1 tRNA gene is annotated in these 209 nt (G+C 56.5%); it reads left to right on the top strand.

What is annotated here, in order from left to right:
- Positions 1-132 precede the first annotated feature (132 nt).
- Positions 133-209 (top strand) — tRNA-Arg (locus tag Q0852_RS23905).

Here is a 209-nt window from a genome sequence, read left to right as displayed (position 1 = left end):
CGTAGCTCAGCTGGATAGAGTACCTGGCTACGAACCAGGCGGTCGGAGGTTCGAATCCTCCCGGACGCGCCATTATTGTAAAAAGCACGGTATCCCGAACCGGATACGGTGTTAGACAAAAAAGATTTCTGCGCGCTCGTAGCTCAGCTGGATAGAGTACCTGGCTACGAACCAGGCGGTCGGAGGTTCGAATCCTCCCGAGCGCGCCA

This window comes from uncultured Photobacterium sp. (genome assembly GCF_947502415.1).
Lineage (GTDB): Bacteria > Pseudomonadota > Gammaproteobacteria > Enterobacterales > Vibrionaceae > Photobacterium.
Note: the sequence above shows the minus strand (reverse complement) of the source record. Positions and strands in the feature narration are given on the sequence as shown.